We start from the raw sequence: 15,842 nt of genomic DNA on the forward strand, positions 1-15,842 counted from the left end.
CGATCGACACAGGAGCCGACATGCCCCTCCTCCGCGGGATCGCACGGACCGCCGCCATCGCCGGGACGGCCACCGCCGTCTCCAACCGCGTCTCCCGGCGCCAGGCCGGCCGGTGGGCGGCGAAGAGCGAAGAGCAGGCGCCCCAGGCGGCGCCGCCGCCGGCGGCTCCGGCGGCCCCGGCCGCTCCGGTCGGGACGGACACCAACACCAAGCTCGCCCAGCTGCGCGAGCTGGGTCAGCTCCGCGACTCCGGGGTGCTCGACGACGCCGAGTTCGAGCTCCAGAAGAGCCGGATCCTCAACTCCTGACGCGGGCGATCCGCCGGCCGGCCGACCTGCCATGACCCCGCAGACCGCGTCGCCCGGGCCGTGAGGATCGTCGTCGCGCTCGGGGGCACCGCCCTCCGGCGGCCGGGTCAGCCCCTGACGGTGGAGAGCCGGCGCGCGGCCGTGGCGGCCGCGTGCGCGGCCCTCGCGCCGGTGGCCGAGGCGCACGAGCTGGTGATCTCGCACGGCGCCGGGCCGCAGGCTGGGCAGCTGTCGTTGCAGGCGCCGCTGCACGACGCGGCCGCCGCGCACACCGTCGACGGCCTCGACGCGCAGTCGGAGTGGGCGATCGACTACCTGATCGAGCAGGAGCTGGGCAACCTGCTGCCCGCCGAGGCGCCGGTGGTCACCGTCCTCACGACGTCGGAGGTCGACCCGGACGACCCGGCGTTCGCCGACCCGACGGCGTTCGTCGGTCCGGGGCACCGGGCGGGCCGGGCGCGCCGGATCGCCCGGGAACGCGGCTGGGTGTTCCGCCAGGACGGGGACGCGTGGCGGCGGGTGGTGCCCGCTCCCCAGCCGCGGCGGATCGTGCAGACCCGCCCGGTCGAGTGGCTGCTCGCCCGCGGCTGCGTGGTGATCTGCGCCGGCGGCGGCGGGATGCCGACCATGAGCCCGCGCGGCGTCCGCACGACCGTCGGCGCGGAGGCGGTCGTGGACAAGGACCGCGCCAGCGCTGTGCTGGCCCAGGACCTGGGGGCGGACCTGCTGCTCTTGGCCGGCGACGTGGACGCGGTCTACCTGGACTGGGGGACGCCGCACCAGCAGGCGATCGCCTGCGCCCATCCCGACGCCTTGGACGCCGCCAGCTTCCCGGCCGGGTCGATGCGGCCCAAGATCGAGGCCGCCGCGCAGTTCGCCCGGACCTCCGGCCGGTCCGCGGTCATCGGCTCGCTCGCGCAGCTGGCCGCGATCCTGGCCGGCGAGGAAGGCACCCGGGTCACCGTGCAGGTCGACGGTCTGCAGCTCCGGTGAACCGCCGGGTCATGCGCCCGGGGTGAGGTGACGCGGCCGTCGTCCGGCGGACGCTTCACGTGCCAGGAGCCATGGCCTCGTGTGCCAGGCCCGCCGTCCGGGGAGGGTCGAGCGAGGCGAAGACAAGGAGGCCGCGACATGACGGAGACCTCGCACAGCAGGACGCAGGGCGCGTACACCGAGGACCGCACCACAGGCTGGGTCGGGTGGATCTTCTTCGCCGCCGTGATGCTCATGCTGATGGGCGGGTTCCAGATCATCCAGGCGCTCGTCGCCCTCTTCGACGACGGCTTCTACCTCGTCCGGGAGAACGGCCTCGTCGTCGACGTGGACTACAACCTCTGGGGCTGGGTCCACCTCGTGATCGGCATCGTCGCGGTGCTCGGCGGCGTCGGCCTCCTCGCGGGCAACATGGCGGCCCGGATCCTCGGTGTCGGGGTCGCCTTCCTCAGCGCACTGGTGAACCTGGCGTTCATCTCGGCGTACCCCGTGTGGTCGACGATCATCATCGTGCTGGACGTCATCGTGATCTTCGCGATCGTCGTGCACGGGCGTGAGCTCAAGGACGACTACCGCTGACAGCCCCGTCGACGGCCGGCCCTCCCGAGGGGGGCCGGCCGTCGTCGCGTCCGGGACGACCTGCCCGGTCCCGCCGGCGTCACGTCAGGCGGGTGCCCCAGCGCGGCTCCACGGCGGCCCACTCCTGGGCCCACCCCCGGGCGCGGTGCGCGTCCAGCGCCACCACCAGGGCGGCGTAGAGGGCCCAGGCCGCGAGCGGCAGGCCCATCAGCACGAGGACCCCGGCGATCGTGGCCATGCCGGCGACCTCGCCCCGGGTGAGCGGCGGAGCGACCGGGGTGCCCGCCGGCCCCAGCCAGATCTGCACCACCGCCCCCGCGGGCGTGCCGGGCGCGGCGAGGACCGTCCCCTCCCGCGCCGCGCCCGCGGCGGTCCGCCAGGTGGCCCGCACGGCCACGACGACCGCGGCCCCCGCCCCCGAGGTGGTGCCGGACACGGTGTCGGCGGTGGTGCTGCCGGTCGCGGTGTCGGCGGCGTCGAGCAGGACGGCGTCGGCGCGGTGTCGCTCGGCGGCCTGCTGGGTGGCCTGGGCCTGGAGGCGCGCGGTCGTCGTCCCCACCGCGACGGCCGCCGGGAGCGGGGCCAGGACGACGGCGAGCACGACGACGAACCGCGCCACCATCTGGACGCGGTCCGTCGGTCGTTTGAGCTCTCCGGACCCGAGGGTGAAGCGACGGATCACCCGCCGGACGGGGCCGCACGGGACACGGTCCATGACGCGCACTCCCGTCGTCGTGGAGCGATCGGTCCGGCGTCCCCGGAGGGACGCCGGACCCGGTCCCTCAGACCAGGACCCGGCGCTTCAGCTGGTCGAACTCGTCCTGGCTGATGGCACCCCGGTCGAGCAGGTCCTTGGCCCGGGCGAGCCGGTCGACGTCACTGGCTCCCGGTGCGGCCACGGAGCGGATGTAGGCGTCGGCGTGCTCCTGGGCGGCGCGGGCGCGGGCCTGCTCCCGGTCGGCCATGCCGCGGCCCTGGGTGATCAGGTAGGCCAGCGCGCCGATCATCGGCAGCACGATCAGCAGGACGATCCAGGCGGTCTTGGCCACCCAGGAGAGATCGCGGCGGAACAGGTCGGTGAAGACCGTGATCAGCAACCAGAAGTAGATCATCAGGGCGAAGAAGGCGAGGAACGTCCAGAACAGGTTCGCGAGGGGGTAGTCGTCGGCAGCGAGGATCGTCATGGGGGCCTCCGGGTACGGGCGGGTGTCGCGTCCAGCGTCGTGTGCCGAGGGCCGCTGCCCATCCTCCGGGCGGGATGACCTGCACCGATGTCGACCGCGAACACCCGGCGACGTGCGGGTGGACGGGCGGGGTCATCCGGTGCGGAGGACGTGCCGGGCGCCGGGACGGCGCAGGGTCGGTGCGAGCCGACCGGCCCGCGGACGACGAGGAGTTCGCCCCATGCGACACCAGGTGTACGAACTGCGGGTCCGCGGCCCGGTCCCGCCGGAGATCCTCGAGGAGATCGGTGCGGTCGACCTCGGCGAGGAGCCGGCGCTCACGATCCTGCGCACGGAGCCGACCGACCAGCCGGGCCTGCACGGCATGCTGCAGCGCCTGCGCACCCTGGGCCTGGACCTGATCGAGGTGCGCTCCACCACCGACGGGGAGCCGCTGGAGCCGGCGGACCCGCCATGGAGCGGGTCCGCCGGCCCGGTCGCCCCGGCCGGCTGACCGGGCCGGCCTCACGCCCCGGCCGGCCTCACGGCCCGGCCGGTCCCGAGCCCTCCGCAGCGGGGGCCTTCGGGAGCAGGAGGGCGGCGACCCAGCCGAGCGCGGCGAAGGCCATGACCACCACGAGTGCCGTGGCGAACGGCGGGCCACCCCGCTCCGCCGCACCCACCAGGACCGATCCGGCGATCGCGACGCCCAGCGAGGACCCGAGGTTCGACACGCTGCGGGAGACCCCGGAGATGTCGCCCTGGGTCTCCTCCGGCCACGCGGACTGCACCACGTTCACCGACGCGGTGAGCATCGCGCCGATGCCGAAGCCCATCACCAGGAGCCCCGGCCAGAACGTCCAGATCGCCGAGTCCACCCGCGCGAGCGCGAGCAGCAGCCCCAGGCCGACCAGCGTCAGCGTGAACCCGGCGCGGATGAGCAGCCGCTGGGGGTGCCGGCTGGCCATGCGCTGGGCCATCGCCGACGACGCCAGGATCCCCACCGTGGCAGGCAGCAGCATCAGCCCCGTCTGGATGGCCGAGAACCCCCGCTCCTGCTGCAGGAACACCGAGATGACGAAGAAGGAGCCCTGGAGGACGAGCCACTGCGCCGTCTGGGTGCCCAGCCCCAGGTTCGAGGTCCGGTTGCGCACGAGCTGCGGGGAGACCAGCGGCGTGCGGCCGTGCGCCTCCCGCCGCCGCACGTGCAGCGCGAAGACGACGAGGACGACGACCCCGATGCCGGAGAGGAACCAGACCGGGGAGATCCCGCCCTCCGGGATCAGCTCCACGCCGAGGACGGTGAACGCCTGCTTCGCCGCGCCCCAGCCGTAGGTGCCGGACTGGAGCACCCCGAAGACGAGGAAGAAGAGGCCGGCCGCCGACAGCACGGCGCCGACCCCGTCGAACGCCGGCCGGGGCCCGGTCAGCGGCGGGTCGTCGATCCGCCGGGCCATCACGGCGATCGCGGCCACGACCAGCACCTGCAGGAGGAACGAGGCGCGCCAGCTGACGGCGCTGGTGATCAGCCCCCCGATCAGCGGGCCCGCGGCGCTGCCCAGCCCGGCCGCCGCGCTCACGACGCCGAACCACTTGGCGCGCTCGCGCATGTCGGAGAACAGGACGGTGACCAGGATGTAGATCGGCGGGATGAGCAGGGCCGACCCGACACCCTGGAACAGGGAGTACCCGACGGTCAGCAGGCCGAGGCCGGGCGCCACGGCAGCGAGCAGGGCCCCGGCCCCGTAGATCGTCAGGCCGATGACGAAGCAGCGGCGGCGGCCCCAGATGTCGGTCAGCTTGCTCCCGGGGATCATCAGCGCCGCCATCGTCAGCGTGAACAGCGTGATGGTGGTCTGGATCCCCGCGACATCGGTGTCGAGGTCGTCGGCGATCGTGCTGATCGCCACGTTCATGTTGGACGCGGCGTAGCTCGCGATGAACTGGGCGAGGGCCAGCGGGAGGACGAGCGTGCGGGCCGCGGCCCGCGACCTGGGGGCGGCGGTCCCGGTCATGCGCCGGTCCGGATCATGGCGGGCTCCCTGGTGCGGTGGTGGGGGGCGGACAGACCGGTGCCGGGGCGCGGTCGGTCCCGCGCGCCCCGGCACCGGCGATGGGCGGTCGTCAGGGCGCGCGGAGCTCCGGCACGTCGGACTCGGCCAGCGCGGCCGCGCCCAGGAAGGCGCGCACGATGCCGCCGGCGGCCGACGTCACCCGCGCCGTGCCGACCAGGGGGGCGAGCGCCACGAGCACCGACTGCGCCTGCTCCATCGTCACGCCGGCGTCCGCGGCGGCGGCGATGGTGACCGCGTAGGAGACCGGCGGTCCGTCCATCGCGACGAGCGCGGCCAGCCGCACCAGCACGTAGGTCTGCGGGTCCAGGCCGGACCGTTCGAGGGCGTCGACCTGCATGGCGAGGATCGTGTCGAGGACAGGCGTGTCACCTGCGGCGATGCGGTCCAGGGTGTGCGGTGCGGTCTGGGTCATGGCTTCCTCCTGCGGGGCGCTTCGCGGACGGCCCCAGCGTCGGCAGTCGGGGAGGCCCCGGCGTCACCCGCCGCGGACGAGGGCGGGTCAGCGCGGGGGCCGGCCGTCGAGCGCGCTGTCGAGGGTGACCGCCGCGTCGATGAGGGCCAGGTGGGTGAAGGCCTGCGGGAAGTTGCCGATCTGCTCCCCGGTGAGGGCGATCTCCTCGGAGTACAGGCCCACGTGGTTGCCGTAGGTCAGCATCTTCTCGAAGGCGGTGCGGGCGTCGTCGGCCCGCCCGGCCCGCGTGAGCGCGTCCACGTAGGCGAAGGTGCACAGCGAGAACGTGCCCTCGGAGCCGCGCAACCCGTCGGGAGAGGCCTCGGGGTCGTAGCGGTAGACGAGGCTGTCGGTGACGAGCTCGTCGTCCATCGCCCGCAGCGTCGACGCCCAGCGCGGGTCGCGGCCGTCCACGAAGCCGACGGTGGGCATCCGCAGCAGGGCGGCGTCCAGCACGTCGGTGTCGTAGTGCTGCACGAAGGCCTGTCTCGACTCGTGGAAGCCGCGGTCCATGACCTGCCGGTAGACCGCGTCGCGCGCCGCGGTCCAGCGGTCCAGGGCCGCCGGGCGCCCGTGCGCGGTGGCCAGGCGGATGCCGCGGTCGAAGGCCACCCAGCACATGACGCGCCCGTAGGTGAACGCCTGCCGGCCGCCGCGGGTCTCCCAGATGCCCTCGTCGGGCTGGTCCCAGTTCTCGACCAGCCAGTCCAGGACACCGCACAGCTGCGTCCAGCCCTGGTAGGGGAGGGGGAGCCCCGCCTGCACCGCCGCGAAGAGGCTGTCCAGCGCCTCGCCGTAGATGTCCAGCTGCAGCTGCTCGGCCGCGCCGTTGCCGATGTGCACCGGGGTCGAGCCGCGGTAGCCCGACCAGTGGTCGAGGGTGTCCTCCTGGAGGTCGGAGGACCCGTCGATGCGGTACATGATGTTGAGCGGTCCGCTGTCGCTGCCGGTCCGCTCGCGGACCCGGTCGCCGAGCCAGCCGGCGAACCGGCCGGCCTCCTCGGTCATCCCCAGCCGCAGCAGCGCGTGCACCGAGAAGGACGCGTCGCGGATCCAGGTGTAGCGGTAGTCCCAGTTCCGCTCCCCGCCGATCTGCTCGGGGAGGGCGGCGGTGGGGGCGGCCACCAGCCCGCCGGTGGGCGCGTAGGTCATGAGCTTGAGCGTGATCGCAGACCGCTGGACCGCCTCGCGCCACCGCCCGGTGTAGGTGGACCCGGCCACCCAGGACCGCCAGTACCCGACGGTCTCGTCGAGCAGGCCGCTGATCTCCTCGACCCGGATCTCCCGCGGCGTCCCGCTCTCCGCCGACTCGAGCACCAGCCCGCGGACCTCACCCGCGACCAGCGCCAGGGAGGCGTGCACGTCGCCGTCGTCGGCGTCGACCGAGACGCGCGCCTTGCGCCCGTCGCCGGGTTCGCGGACGACGTGCAGGGCGAGTGCCGAGTCGCCGGCGGTGAAGACGACGCCGTTCTCGTGCACCTTCGTCTCGTGCGCCTGCCGGCCGTAGTCGAACCGGGGGGCGACGTCGATCTCGAAGTCCATGCTCCCGCGCACGCACTGCACCATCCGCACCAGCCGGTGGGTGTCGGTGGCGACCTCGCCCGTGGGCGGCATGAAGTCCATGACCTGCCCCATGCCGTCGGCGGTGAAGAACCGCGTGACGAGGACGGCGGTGTCGGGCAGGTACATCTGCTTGGAGGTGTAGTCGATCCCCGCCGGGCGGATGCGGAAGTGCCCGCCGCGGTCGTCGTCGAGCAGGGCGCCGAAGACGCTGGGGGAGTCGAAGCGCGGCCAGCAGAACCAGTCGACCGACCCGTCGGTGGTGACGAGGGCGGCGGTCTGCAGGTCGCCGATGATCCCGTGCTCGGCGATGGCGGTCTCGGGGCGGGCACTCGCGGTCATACGGCGACCGTGGGCCGGTGGTCGGGCCGGCACCTCATCCGGCCGGGGTGATGGGTCCGGGAACCGATCCTCGCCAGGCTGGGCGCCTGTCCGCCGGGCGACCGGGCCCGTGTCCGCCCTTGGAGGCCCGACCATGCGCAGATTCCTCGCCGGCCTGCTCGTCCTGATCAGCGCCGTCACCCTGGTGCTGGCCAGCACGTCCCTCTGGACCCGGCGCAACGTCATCAACACCGGGGTCTTCGTGTCCAACGTGCAGGAGATCGTCGACCTGCAGGAGGTCGAGGCCCGGATCACCGAGCGGGTCACCGACACCGTCATGACCAACGCCGAGGTCCAGCAGGCGATCGAGGACGGCGTCGACGCCCTGCCCGACGGCCTGCAGCGCTTCCGGGGCACGGTCGAGACCGGCGTCCGGTCCCTGATCGTGGCGGGGGTGACTCGGCTGCTCGCCGACGACCCGTTCCGCCCGCTCGCCACGGCGGCGATCACCTCGGTGCACGACCAGCTGGTCGCGGGTGAGTCCTTGGAGTTCACCCTCGGCCAGGCGAAGGACCGCGTGCCCGACTCGCTGCGCGACGGCCTCGCCGGCCAGGTCCTCGAGCTCTTGCCCGACGACGTCGGCGTCACCCTGCTGTCCCCGGAGAAGACCCCCCAGGTCTACGACGCGGTCGACCTGCTGAAGTCGGTCTGGTGGTGGTTCGGGCTCGTCGCCGTCGCCGCGCTGGCCGGTGCGCTGGGGACCTCCCGGCGGCGGCGGGGCACCCTGCGCGCCTGGGGCATCACGACCGCGGTGCTGGCCTGCCTCGTCCTGATCACGCTGCGGATCGCCCGGGGCCGCATCATCGTCGCCGCGAAGCCCGACAACCGGGACGCCGTCGGCGCGATCTACGATTCGATCGCCGGCAGCCTGCGGATGTGGACGCTGTGGCTGGTCGGGTTCGCGCTGCTCGTCGTCGTCCTCACGCTCGTGTGGGGGCGGCTCGGGCTGGTCGCCGGGATGCGGCACGCCGCCGGCGCGGCGCGGCGTCAGCTGGAGGCCCGCCGCGCGGCGGCGGCCGCCGCGGCTCCGGCGGTCGACGGTGCACCCGGGGGAGCGACCGTGGCGGCGGCAGACGTGCCCGAGGAGTCGTGGCCGCGCCGCGTGGCGGTGGGCACCCGCGCCTTCGTCGACAGCCTCGACCTGCACGCCCGCGCCGCCGGTCTGGGCACGGCGGTGCGCGCCCACCACAGCCCCGCGCGCTGGACGGGCATCGCCCTGGGTGCGCTGCTCCTGCTCCTGTGGCCGGACCCGACGCTCTCGGTGCTCATCTGGGTCGTCGCGCTGGTGGCCGCCTACCTGTGGGCGCTGGACTGGCTGCGTGACCAGGCGCCGGTGGAGGAGCCGGCGACCGGACCGCTCCCGGCCCTCGCCACCGACGGCGCGGGGACGTTCCCGGCCCTGCCCGTCGCCCGCCCGGCGCCGAACGGCGACTCCGACGCGGGAGCGCCGCACGCGCTCTCGGCCGACCCGCTCACCCCTGCGGCGATCTCGGCCCTCAACGACCGGCTGGATCTCCTGGTGCGGCTCGGTGCGGCGCACGACAGCGGCGTCCTGACCGACGCGGAGTTCGACCGGGAGAAGAGCCGGTTGATGGGGGTGTGAGCCCGGCCCGACCGGTCAGCCGACGTCCGCCGGTGTCCCGGGCTGCTCGGCCCGGCGCCGGCCGACGGCGGCCACGACGATCCTCAGCACCAGGCCGATCACCAGCAGGTCCAGGATCATCTGGACCGTCGTGAGCACCCGTGCCAGCTGGCTGACCGGCGCGATGTCGCCGAACCCCACCGAGGCGAACACGGTGACCACGAAGTACAGGGCGTCGACCCGGGTCATCGGCTCGGTGAACGCGGCCGGCTCGCTGGCCGAGAGCACCACGTAGACCTGCGCGAACACCACCAGGAACAGGGGCAGTGACAGGGCCAGCGCCTCCACGGCCCGCAGCGCCGGGGTCCGGGCCCGCAGGATCGCCCGCACCTGCCACACGACCAGCACCGCGACGACGCCGATACCCAGCGCGAGGCCGACGATCGTGCGGACGGTGAAGTCGGCGACGGGCACCGCGGCGTAGACGACGAGGACCGCCGCGGTCGACAGCAGCGTCCGGCCGGCTCCGCGCAGGAGCACCCGCCGGGGCGGGACGTCGACGGCCCGGGGCGGGGTCGGCCGACTCATGGGCCGACGGTCGCCGAGCGCGGGGGCGCCCACGTCATCCCCGGCGGATGAGGCACCTCCCCGAGGCCCGGCGGCAACCTCGGGGACGTCGCCGCCGCGCAGTCGTGGCAGCGCTCCAGCCCGAGGGCGCCGGACCACCCGGCCGGCGTCCGACGATCCCGAGGAGAAGCACCATGGCCACCCTGACCGTCTGGAAGTTCCCCACCGCGGAGGGGGCACAGACCGCCGTGCAGACGCTCGAGGACCTGCAGCGGAAGGAACTCATCCAGGTCCACGACGCCGCCACCGTGTCGTGGGAGGAGGGGCGCAAGAAGCCCAAGACCCAGCAGCTGCGCGGGATGACCGGAGCCGGGGCGCTGGGCGGGGCCTTCTGGGGGATGCTGTTCGGGCTGATCTTCTTCATCCCGCTGCTGGGCCTCGCCATCGGCGCGGGCATGGGCGCGCTGATGGGCAGCATGACCGACGTCGGCATCGACGACGCGTTCATCAAGCGGATGCGCGCGGAGATCCAGCCCGGGACGTCGGCGCTGTTCCTGCTGTCCACCGGGGCCGTCGTCGACAAGGTGAAGGACGCGTTCGACGGCCAGGACATCGTGCTGGTCGAGAGCAACCTGAGCACCGAGCAGGAGGACAAGCTCCGCGAGGTCTTCGCCGAGGAGGACGCGCCGCTGCCCACCGCCTGATCTCCTGCACCACCCCGGGGCCCGGCTGACGTCGTCGGCCGGGCCCCGGGCCGTTCCCGCCGGCGGTGAGTGGGGGTCCGCATGGGCACGACCGGGCTGCTCGTCGTCGCGGCGGCGGTCTTCCTGTGGTCGGCGGTGTCGGCCCGGCTGGGCCGCGCCGACGTGACCGGGCCGATCGCCTTCGTGCTGGTCGGCGTCCTGCTGGCCGTCAGCGGGGCGGTCAGCGGGGACACCGAGCCCGAGGCCCTCCGGCCGCTCGTGGAGACCGCCCTGGTGTGGGTGCTGTTCTCCGACGCCGCCCGCGTCCCGCTGCACGACCTCCGTGCCGACGCCGGGCGGTGCGCCCGGCTGCTCGGCATCGGGCTGCCGCTGACCGTGCTGGCCGGCTGGGCCCTCGCGACCTGGCTGCTGCCGGGGCTGGGCGGGTGGCTGGCCCTGCTGGTCGCCGCCTCGCTGGCCCCCACCGACGCCGCGCTGGGGGTCTCGGTCGTGACCGATCCGGCGGTGCCCGTCCGCATCCGCCGGCTGATCACCGTGGAGAGCGGCCTCAACGACGGCATCGTCACCCCGGTGGTGGTCGTCGCACTCGCCGGGGCCGCCTCCGCCGAGGGCCTGGCCGACGCCCCCGGCCTGGGAGAGGCGCTCCTCGAGCTCGCGATCGGGGCCGTGGTGGGCGCCGCCGTCGGCGCCGCCGGTGGCTGGGTCCTGCGGGAGTCCCAGCGCCGCGGCTGGACCGACGAGGGGGTCGCCGGCATCGCCGTGCTGGGGCTGGCCGCCGCCGCCTACGCGGCGGCCCTCGTGGCCTCCGGCAACGGGTTCGTCGCCGCCTTCTGCGCCGGGCTGGCGTTCGGCCGGACCGCCGGCCGGCGCGGTCCCGCGGAAGTGGGCTTCACCGAGCAGGCGGGGGAACTGGTCGGGCTCCTGGTGTGGCTCGCCTTCGGCGCGGTGGCGGTCCCCGTCCTGGTGGACCACGCCGACTGGGCGACGCTGCTGTACGCGGTCGCCAGCCTCACCGTGGTCCGCATGGTCCCGGTCGCGCTGGCCTGCCTCGGGACGACCATGGACCTCCGGTCGGTGCTCTTCGTCGGCTGGTTCGGCCCGCGCGGGCTCGCGTCGCTGGTGTTCGCGCTGCTGGCGCTCGAGGACCTGGGGCCGGACGCGGACGACGCGGTCGCCGTCGTCGCCGCGACGGTCCTGCTCAGCGTCGTCGTCCACGGGGTCAGCGCCTCGCCCCTGGCGGCGCGGTACGGGCGGGCCGCCGGGGGTGGCCGGGAGCCGTCATCCACCGGGGATGAGGTACCGGGGCCGGCCCGACGGTGAGGCTGGGACGCCGGGTGCCCGACGCCAGGAGGTGCGCGTGACCCTCGTCCCGCCGGGGTTCCGGATGCTGGCGACCTACCGCCGGGCGTGGCTGCTCAAGGACCTGACCGCCGGTCTGGTGCTGACCACGCTGCTGGTGCCGCAGGGCATGGCCTACGCCGAGCTGGCCGGGCTGCCGCCCATCACCGGCCTGTACACCTCGATCATGTGCCTGCTCGGGTACGCGCTGGTCGGCCCGTCCCGCATCCTCGTGCTCGGGCCGGACTCCTCGCTCGGGCCGATGATCGCCGCGACGATCCTCCCGCTGGTCGCCGCGGACGGGGATCCCGAGCGGGCGGTGGCGCTGGCCTCCCTGCTGGCGGTCATGGTCGCGGTGATCATGCTGGTGGCCGGGGTGGCCAAGCTCGGCTTCATCGCCGAGCTGATCTCCAAGCCGACCATGATCGGCTACATGAACGGCCTGGCCGTCACGATCCTGATCGGCCAGCTGCCCAAGCTGCTCGGGTTCTCGACCGACGCCGACGGGCTGATCGAGGAGGTCGTCGAGTTCGGCCGCGGTCTGGCCGACGACCTGGTCGTGCCCGCGGCGGCGGCCGTGGGGCTGGGCGGCATCGTGCTGATCCTCGTGCTGCAACGCTGGCTGCCGAAGGTGCCGGCGGTCCTGGTCATGGTGGTGCTGGCCATCGTGGTCAGCAGCGTCGCCGACCTGGGCGACCACGGGGTGAGCCTCATCGGGACGCTGCCGCAGGGGTTCCCGCCGCTCACGATCCCCACCGTGCCGTGGTCGGACGTCGCGCCGCTGGCCGCCGGCGCGCTGGCGATCGCCGTCGTGTCGCTGGCCGACACCATCTCGACCTCGACCGCCTTCGCCGAGCGCACCGGGCAGGAGGTGCGCGGCAACGCGGAGATGATCGGCATCGGTACGGCCAACCTGGCGGCGGGGCTGTTCCAGGGCTTCCCGGTGAGCACCAGCGCCTCGCGGACCGCGGTGGCCGAGCGGGCGGGGGCGCGGACCCAGCTGACCGGGCTGACCGGTGCGGCGCTGATCGTGCTGCTCATCGTGGCGATCCCCGGGCTCTTCCGGAACCTGCCGCAGCCCGCGCTGGCCGCCGTCGTCATCACCGCGTCGCTCTCGCTGGCCGACGTGTCCGGCATGGTCCGCCTGTGGAAGCAGCGCCGGGTCGAGTTCTCGCTGGCCCTGGCGGCGTTCGCCGGCGTCGCCCTGCTCGGCGTGCTCCCGGGCATCGGGATCGCCGTCGGCCTGTCCATCCTCAACGTCTTCCGCCGCGCCTGGCGGCCGTACCAGACGACGCTCGGCCAGGTCGACGAGCTGCCGGGGTACCACGACGTCCGGTCCTATCCGGCGGCGCAGACCCTGCCCGGGCTGGTCATCTACCGCTTCGACGCCCCGCTCATCTTCGCCAACGCCAAGACGTTCCGGGACGAGGTCGTCGCCCTCTCGCGGCAGGACCCGCCGCCGCACTGGATCGTCGTCGCGGCCGAGCCGATCACCGACGTCGACACCACCGCCGCCGACGTGCTGTTCCAGCTCGACCGCACGCTCGACGAGCGGGGGCAGGCCCTGGTCTTCGCCGAGATGAAGGACCCGGTGCGCCGCAAGATCGACGGGTACGGGCTGACCGCGAAGATCGAGCCCCGGCACCTCTTCCCGACCGTGGAGGCCGCCGTCGCGGAGTTCCGCGCGCAGACCTCCGCCGAGTGGACGCCGGGGCCGGCCGTCGCCGTCGCCGAGCCCGGCCGGCCCGAGGTCGTCTAGGCGGGGACTGCGGAGGACGGGCGGACGGGGGACCGGCCCACCGCCAGCGCCCACAGCGCCGTCGCGTCCAACCGGCCGCGCGGTGGCCGGATGCCCGGGCGGTCCCGGGGCAGGCGCACCCGCAGCGCGCCGGGCCGGCTCGTGCACCGCACCGGGGTCGACAGCTGCACCGTCTCGCCGTCGATCCCGACCGGGATCTCGTCCCGGTCGGCGGTCACGACGACCTCCAGGGTCTCGGCCCGGCGCAGCCCCCGCTCGTGCCGGGAGCCCAGCAGCGCGACGGCCTGGCGCGCCGAGTCCACGCGGAGCGCGACCACGCCCAGCACCCCCCGGTCCAGGCGGGACCGCCGGCCCAGTCCGGCCAGGTCGGCCGCCTCGTAGGGGTCGTTGCTCACCAGCAGCGCCTGCGGGCCCTCGACCGGCGTCCCGTCGCCCACGTCGGCGACCAGGTGGGCACCCCGCCGCCCGCGCAGCAGGTCGGGCAACGTGTCGAGCGTGGTGCCGCGCTTGTCGTCGCGGTAGGCGGGGCTCTCGACGATCTCGGCGTACGCGCCGAAGGACGCGTTGTTCACGAACGGCCGTCCGTTGACCTCGCCCAGGTCCACCCGGGCCTCCACGCCGTCGCGCAGCGCCACGAGCCCGCGGGCCGGGTCCTCCCGGTCGAGACCGAGGTCGAGCGCGAAGTGGTTGCGCGTGCCGGCACTGATGACGACGAACGGCACGTCGGCGTCGGCGGCCACCTGCGCCACCAGCGCCTGCGTGCCGTCACCCCCGGCCACGCCCAGCAGGTCCGCGCCGCGGGCGAGGGCGTCGCGGGCGAGCTGCTGCACGTCGGTGCCCGGCCGATCGAGCAGCGCCACCTCGGCGCCGAGCTCCTCGGCCCGCCGCTGGAGGTCGAACCGGCCGACCTTGCCCCCACCGGAGAGCGGGTTCATGATCACGAACGGGCGCTGGGCGGGCGTCACCTCGCGGACCGGCAGCGTCCACTCGGCGGGATCGGGCCGCAGCGCCGTCCGCCCGGCGGCCACCGCGGCGAACAGCAGCACCGCGGCCACGATCGCCACCCAGAGCAGGTGCCTGGTGGCGAAGAGCACGAGCAGGGCCAGCGGGGCGGCCACGACGACGGCCAGGGCGAGCAGGCGCAGCGCTCCCCGCTCCCGCAGGAACCAGAAGCCGGCGGCCAGGACGACGACGGCGACCGCGGCGGTCAACAGCACCATCCAGACGCCCCGCCGGCCGGCGGTGACCAGCAGCAGGACGACGACGAGCACGGGCAGGACGAGGGCCGCGCGCGCCGTCCACCGGTCGCGCGCCGACGGGGTCACGGCCGGCTCCCGGCGTCCGCGGTGCCGGCGGGCGCGGGTGTCCCGCGGGCCGTGCTGCGCCAGGCGCTCGGACTGCTGCCGAAGTGCTGGGCGAACCACCGGGAGAAGGCGCTGGGCGCCTCGAACCCGAGCAGCTGCGAGATCTCGGTCAGCGACCGCCGGCCGTTCTCCAGGTGGCGGACGGCGGTGTGCGCCCGCACGGAGTCGACGACCGCGGAGTAGCTGCAGTCCTCCTCGGCGAGCCGGCGCTGGAGCTCGCGCGGGGGGAGTCCGAGCTGCCGGGCCACCTCCTGCACGGAGCACCGCCCGAGGGGGAGGAGCAGCTCGACGGCCTCCGTCGTCCGGGCGGCGGCGGTCCCGGCTCCCGAGGAGGCGATCTCGCGCAGGAACATCCGGGTGTAGGGACGCAGGGACGGGTCGGAGGTGATCACGGGGCTCTCCAGCTGAGGGGTCGGGAAGGCGAGCGCGGTCGACTCCGCCGCGAACCGCACCCGCGGCCCGCACAGCAGCCGGTACGGGCCGGGGTCGCCGGGCGGTCCGTGGGTGAAGGAGACGGAGCCCGGGAGCCACCGGGCGCCCACGAGGGCGCGGACGTGCGCCAGCACCGACCCGAGGACGAGGTCGGTCAGCTGGGTCGTGGGAGCCGGCTCGCCGAGGTCGAGCCACAGGTCGAGCCTCGTCAGGTCCCGGCGGACGGCCAGGCGCATGTGCACGGACTCGTCGTAGCTCGGGGCGTAGCGGATCAGCAGCCGCAGCGCCGCGCCGAGGGTGGGCTCGTCGCGGAGCACCACGCTCAGCGGACCCAGCATGCCGAGCTGCCGGACGGCGCCCAGGCGCAGGCCGAACTCCGCGCAGCCGGACCGCTGTGCGGACAGCTCGAGCAACCGCGCGGCGGCGGCGGCGGGGATCCACCGGCCGGGGGCGCCGACGTCGGCGGGGTCCAGGCCGGCCTCCGCCGCGAGACGGTCCGGGTCCAGTCCCACGGACGCGGACAGCTGCGGGTAGCCGGTGAGCGCGGTCGCCCGGATGCGGGGTCGCATGGGGGGTGCCTCCTCTG

Annotated in this window: 16 protein-coding genes; 8 read left to right on the forward strand and 8 right to left on the reverse strand. The window is 74.7% G+C overall.

Annotated features, from left to right (window positions below):
• Positions 1-20 precede the first annotated feature (20 nt).
• The 3 genes from N555_RS0114290 to N555_RS0114300 all read left to right on the forward strand — a co-directional run bounded on the left by N555_RS0114290 (position 21) and on the right by N555_RS0114300 (position 1,880).
• Positions 21-308 carry an SHOCT domain-containing protein gene (locus N555_RS0114290; protein ID WP_029432176.1) on the forward strand — a complete coding sequence of 96 codons (288 nt, stop codon included), beginning with the start codon at positions 21-23 and terminating at the stop codon, positions 306-308.
• A 60-nt stretch (positions 309-368) separates the two neighbouring features.
• The gene (locus N555_RS0114295; RefSeq protein ID WP_029432177.1) at positions 369-1,301 is read left to right on the forward strand and encodes a carbamate kinase; all 933 of its coding nucleotides are present in this window, start codon (positions 369-371) and stop codon (positions 1,299-1,301) included.
• A gap of 138 nt (positions 1,302-1,439) precedes the next feature.
• The gene (locus N555_RS0114300; RefSeq protein ID WP_029432178.1) at positions 1,440-1,880 is read left to right on the forward strand and encodes a DUF7144 family membrane protein; all 441 of its coding nucleotides are present in this window, start codon (positions 1,440-1,442) and stop codon (positions 1,878-1,880) included.
• Positions 1,881-1,959: 79 nt separating this feature from the next.
• Here the strand turns inward: N555_RS0114300 and N555_RS25995 are convergent, their stop codons facing one another.
• Both N555_RS25995 and N555_RS0114310 read right to left on the reverse strand, forming a co-directional pair.
• Positions 1,960-2,595, reverse strand: a complete 636-nt coding sequence (locus N555_RS25995; protein ID WP_156036370.1) for an Rv1733c family protein — start codon at positions 2,593-2,595, stop codon at positions 1,960-1,962.
• Positions 2,596-2,662: 67 nt separating this feature from the next.
• Complete coding sequence (locus N555_RS0114310; protein WP_029432180.1) at positions 2,663-3,064, reverse strand: SHOCT domain-containing protein; 402 nt, start codon at positions 3,062-3,064, stop codon at positions 2,663-2,665.
• A 220-nt stretch (positions 3,065-3,284) separates the two neighbouring features.
• Between N555_RS0114310 and N555_RS0114315 the strand changes: the two genes are divergently transcribed.
• Positions 3,285-3,557, forward strand: coding sequence for a hypothetical protein (locus N555_RS0114315; protein WP_029432181.1), 273 nt, complete (start codon positions 3,285-3,287; stop codon positions 3,555-3,557).
• Between the two features lie 28 nt (positions 3,558-3,585).
• Here N555_RS0114315 and N555_RS0114320 read toward each other — a convergent pair whose 3' ends face one another.
• The 3 genes from N555_RS0114320 to N555_RS0114330 all read right to left on the reverse strand — a co-directional run bounded on the left by N555_RS0114320 (position 3,586) and on the right by N555_RS0114330 (position 7,471).
• Entirely contained in the window at positions 3,586-5,058 is a 1,473-nt protein-coding gene (locus tag N555_RS0114320; RefSeq protein WP_029432182.1) for an MFS transporter, read from the reverse strand.
• Between the two features lie 109 nt (positions 5,059-5,167).
• Entirely contained in the window at positions 5,168-5,530 is a 363-nt protein-coding gene (locus N555_RS0114325; protein WP_029432183.1) for a carboxymuconolactone decarboxylase family protein, read from the reverse strand.
• Between the two features lie 87 nt (positions 5,531-5,617).
• Positions 5,618-7,471, reverse strand: a complete 1,854-nt coding sequence (locus tag N555_RS0114330; RefSeq protein ID WP_029432184.1) for a glycoside hydrolase family 15 protein — start codon at positions 7,469-7,471, stop codon at positions 5,618-5,620.
• Between the two features lie 133 nt (positions 7,472-7,604).
• Between N555_RS0114330 and N555_RS0114335 the strand changes: the two genes are divergently transcribed.
• Positions 7,605-9,113: an SHOCT domain-containing protein gene (locus N555_RS0114335; RefSeq protein ID WP_029432185.1), complete on the forward strand. Its 1,509-nt coding sequence runs from the start codon at positions 7,605-7,607 to the stop codon at positions 9,111-9,113.
• Between the two features lie 15 nt (positions 9,114-9,128).
• Here N555_RS0114335 and N555_RS0114340 read toward each other — a convergent pair whose 3' ends face one another.
• Complete coding sequence (locus N555_RS0114340; RefSeq protein ID WP_081866233.1) at positions 9,129-9,680, reverse strand: potassium channel family protein; 552 nt, start codon at positions 9,678-9,680, stop codon at positions 9,129-9,131.
• 173 nt (positions 9,681-9,853) lie between these two features.
• Between N555_RS0114340 and N555_RS0114345 the strand changes: the two genes are divergently transcribed.
• From N555_RS0114345 to N555_RS0114355, 3 genes are all read left to right on the forward strand, one after another.
• Positions 9,854-10,363, forward strand: coding sequence for a DUF1269 domain-containing protein (locus N555_RS0114345; RefSeq protein ID WP_029432187.1), 510 nt, complete (start codon positions 9,854-9,856; stop codon positions 10,361-10,363).
• A gap of 81 nt (positions 10,364-10,444) precedes the next feature.
• Positions 10,445-11,683, forward strand: coding sequence for a cation:proton antiporter domain-containing protein (locus N555_RS0114350; RefSeq protein WP_051684082.1), 1,239 nt, complete (start codon positions 10,445-10,447; stop codon positions 11,681-11,683).
• Between the two features lie 37 nt (positions 11,684-11,720).
• Positions 11,721-13,460: a SulP family inorganic anion transporter gene (locus N555_RS0114355; protein WP_051684083.1), complete on the forward strand. Its 1,740-nt coding sequence runs from the start codon at positions 11,721-11,723 to the stop codon at positions 13,458-13,460.
• Here the strand turns inward: N555_RS0114355 and N555_RS0114360 are convergent.
• Together N555_RS0114360 and N555_RS0114365 are read right to left on the reverse strand one after the other, a co-directional pair.
• Positions 13,457-14,785 (reverse strand): diacylglycerol/lipid kinase family protein, encoded by a 1,329-nt coding sequence (locus N555_RS0114360; protein ID WP_029432190.1) that lies wholly within the window; start codon positions 14,783-14,785, stop codon positions 13,457-13,459. The genes N555_RS0114355 and N555_RS0114360 overlap by 4 nt on opposite strands.
• Complete coding sequence (locus N555_RS0114365; protein ID WP_051684084.1) at positions 14,782-15,825, reverse strand: AraC family transcriptional regulator; 1,044 nt, start codon at positions 15,823-15,825, stop codon at positions 14,782-14,784. Before N555_RS0114365 ends, N555_RS0114360 begins: the two co-directional genes overlap by 4 nt.
• Between the last annotated feature and the right edge of the window lie 17 nt (positions 15,826-15,842).

The organism is Blastococcus sp. URHD0036 (genome assembly GCF_000701365.1).
Classification (GTDB): domain Bacteria; phylum Actinomycetota; class Actinomycetes; order Mycobacteriales; family Geodermatophilaceae; genus Trujillonella.